General features: G+C 67.3%; 4 protein-coding genes. All 4 read right to left on the reverse strand.

Going from position 1 to position 3,295, the window contains the following annotated elements; genetic code table 11:
* Positions 1-1,184: adenosylcobalamin-dependent ribonucleoside-diphosphate reductase (locus tag ACREE8_RS04385; protein ID WP_431571759.1), on the reverse strand; the 1,184-nt coding region annotated here is incomplete at its 3' end.
* 283 nt (positions 1,185-1,467) lie between these two features.
* Entirely contained in the window at positions 1,468-2,193 is a 726-nt protein-coding gene (locus ACREE8_RS04390; RefSeq protein WP_431571760.1) for a lysophospholipid acyltransferase family protein, read from the reverse strand.
* A 16-nt stretch (positions 2,194-2,209) separates the two neighbouring features.
* Positions 2,210-2,890 carry a YdcF family protein gene (locus ACREE8_RS04395; RefSeq protein ID WP_431571761.1) on the reverse strand — a complete coding sequence of 227 codons (681 nt, stop codon included), beginning with the start codon at positions 2,888-2,890 and terminating at the stop codon, positions 2,210-2,212.
* A partial coding sequence (locus tag ACREE8_RS04400) for a cell division protein FtsX (RefSeq protein WP_431571762.1) occupies positions 2,887-3,295 on the reverse strand: 409 nt, incomplete at its 5' end. The genes ACREE8_RS04400 and ACREE8_RS04395, both read right to left, overlap by 4 nt.

Genomic DNA, 3,295 nt, shown 5'->3' on the forward strand with positions numbered 1-3,295 from the left:
TCGAACAGCGGGAAGGGCCCTTTCTCGGCGGCAAGCTCGGTCGAGGCGAGATAGGCAGAGCGCTGGATCGCCTTCATCCACTGCTCGGTCAGCGCCACCGCCGGGCCCGAGCCGTAGCGCGCGCGCACCATGATGAGCGCGTCGGCGAGGCCCGTGACGCCCAGCCCGATGCGCCGCTTGGCCTTGGCTTCCTCGGCCTGCTGCGGCAGGGGAAAGCGCGAGATGTCGACGACATTGTCCATCGACCGCACGGCGATGCGCACCAACCGGTCGAGCTCCTCGAGATCGAGCGCGGCATCGGCCTCGAACGGCGATTTGACCAGGGCCGCCAGATTGATCGAGCCCAGGAGGCAGGCGCCATAGGGCGGCAAGGGCTGCTCGCCGCAGGGGTTGGTCGCGCTGATGGTCTCGGCGTAATAGAGATTATTCCGCCGGTTGATGCGGTCGATGAAGATCACGCCCGGCTCGGCATTGCCGTAGGTGGCGCGCATGATCTTGTCCCAGAGCTCGCGCGCCTGCAGCACCTTGTAGGTGGTGCCGTTGAACTTCAGCTCCCAGGGCGCGTCCTGCTTGATCGCCGCCATGAAGGCGTCGGTCGCGAGCACCGAGAGATTGAACATGCGCAGGCGACCCGGCTCGCGCTTGGCCTCGATGAAGGCCTCGATGTCGGGATGGTCGCAGCGCATCGTCGCCATCATCGCGCCACGGCGGCTGCCGGCGCTCATGATGGTGCGGCACATCGCGTCCCACACATCCATGAAGGAGAGCGGGCCCGAGGCGTCGGCGCCCACACCCTTCACCGGCGCGCCGCGGGGACGCAGGGTCGAGAAGTCGTAACCGATGCCCCCACCCTGCTGCATGGTGAGGGCGGCCTCGCGCAGATGGGTGAAGATCCCGCCCATATCGTCGGGGATCGTGCCCATCACGAAGCAGTTGAAGAGGGTGACCGTGCGCTCGGTGCCGGCACCGGCCAGGATGCGGCCGGCCGGCAGGAACTTGAAATCCTCCAGCGCCTGGTAGAAGGCATCCGACCAGCGCTCGCGCTCCGGCTCGAGTGCCGCCAGCGCATCGGCCACGCGCCGCCAGCTATCCTCGATCGTGCGGTCGAAGGACCGCCCGTCGAGCGTCTTGAAGCGGTACTTCATGTCCCAGATCTGCTGGGAGATGGCGGTCACTTGCGGCATCGCAAAGACTCTTTCTGAAGGCGGCAGCGGCGGCAAAAGGGCCGCCAGTCTAGGAGCCTCGGAGCTGCCAAATCAACCCTGCCTGTTCCGGAAATGTTTTCCCCGGGTTCAGCAGGCACCACGAAAAAATTATAAAGCAATTTCAGTTATGTAGGAACTGTTAACCTTATTCACAAGGGATCGGAAAAGCATCCCGGGGACAGCCCGGGCGAGTTTTGGTAAGCCTGTGGAAAACCTGTGGATAAGCGATGGAAGAAGCGCCGAGAATCGGCCTGGAGGCCGCCTATTCCGCGGGGCTCGGCGGGGCTTCGAGCAGGCGCTGGCTGGCGCCTTCGATCCGGGTCTCGAGCTCCTTCATGAAGCGGCGGCGGCCGAGCCCGGCCGGGATCGGCTCGAGGAACTCGACCGTGATCCGCCCGGGCTTCTTGAGGAAGCTGCGCCGGCCCCAGAAGACCCCCGAATTGAGCGCCACCGGCACCACCGGCCGGTCGAGCTTGTCATAGAGCGCGGCGATGCCCGGCTGATAGGGACGCCGCTCGCCCGGCGCCGTGCGCGTGCCCTCGGGGAAGATCAGGAAAGGCCGGCCGCTCTTGGCGGCCTCTCCGGCCTTGCGCAGCAGCTGGCGCAGCGCCTTGGCGCCCGCACCGCGATCGACCGCGAGCGCACCCGAGCCCAGCAGATAGAGGCCGAAGAGCGGAATCCAGATCAGCTCGCGTTTGAGCACATAGATCGGCCGGTCGAGGATCGTTGCTAGCGCCAGCGTCTCCCAGCTCGACTGATGCTTGACCGCGAAGATCACCGGCTCCGCCGGCAGGCGCTCGCGGCCGAGGATGCGGTGATCCAGCCCCGTCAGGAGCCGCAGCAGCCAGAGCGTGATCCCGACCCAGACCCGGCAGAGCGCGAAGACGGCATTGGGTCCGAGCAGCAGCGTCGGCAGGCCCACGATCGCGAGCAGAGCCGTCACAAGATAAAACAGCAGGTTGAAGAGGAGCGCGCGCAAATGGGCCATGGCCTCAGGCTGCTCCCTAAGGCCTGACCGGCGCCAGCCCGGCATCGCCCGGCAGCACCAGCCCGCGCAACAGCGCCACCAGATATTTGTTGTATTCGCGCACCAGCAGATTGGTGGTGCCGGGCCAGCGCCACCAGCCTTCCTGGCGCACCTGGCGCGGGAAGACCGGATAGGGCAGCACCTGCACCCCCGGCATGGCGCGATGGAATTCCAGCATGCTGCGCGGCATGTGATAGGCCGCGGTGATGAGGCGGATCGATTTGAACTTCTGCTGGCGCATCCAGTCGGCCGTCTCGACCGCATTGCCGCGCGTGTCCTCGGCGCTGTAGCCGAGCGCGATGCAACAGGCGATGGTCTCGGGCGAGAGCTTGGGAATCTCGGCGGGCTCGAGCGAACCCAGCAGCGTCGCGAGATCGACATCCTTGTTGACGCCGCTGATGAGGAGCTTCTTGGCATGGCCGTTGGCGAGCAGCTCGAGGCCCGCTTCCAGCCGCTCGCTGCCGCCGGTCAGCACCACCGCGGCATCGGTCGTCGTGGTGTCGACGTCGCCGCCGCGGGGAATGCGCGTGACGAAGGCGACCAGGCCGATCACCCAGATCAGGCCGAACATCAGGAACAGCAGGACCAGGCGGCGGACCCAGCGCCGGCGGCGCTGCTCCGTCTCGTTGCGCCGCACCTGCCGCAGCGAGGGTCTCACAGGCTGCGCCCCAGGAAATGCAGCACGGCGATGCGCGCGGTCAGCATGGCGACCAGGGCGGCCGCCACCGGCAGCGAGGCGATGATGGCCCAGTCGATCCAGCCGAGCCGCGCCAGCGGCACCAGCCCGCCGCCGAGCGTGGCGGCCAGCCAGCCGATCGCGGTGATGGTGGCCGCACCGGCGGCGAGCCCCAGCACCCCGCCAAGGAAGCCTTGCATCAATGCATGGGTCTGGAACTGGCGGGCGATATAGCGGTCGGGGGCGCCCAGGAGATGCACCAGCTCGATCACCTCGCGATGGATGTCGAGCCCGGTGCGGGTCACGAACAATACGGCCAGCGCGGCAGCGGCCGAGACGAAGCCCAGCACCAGCATTGCCAGCAGCCGCACCAGCCAGGAGAGGCGC

This window comes from Hypericibacter sp. (assembly GCF_050729195.1).
In the GTDB taxonomy this organism is placed as follows: Bacteria; Pseudomonadota; Alphaproteobacteria; order Dongiales; family Dongiaceae; genus Hypericibacter.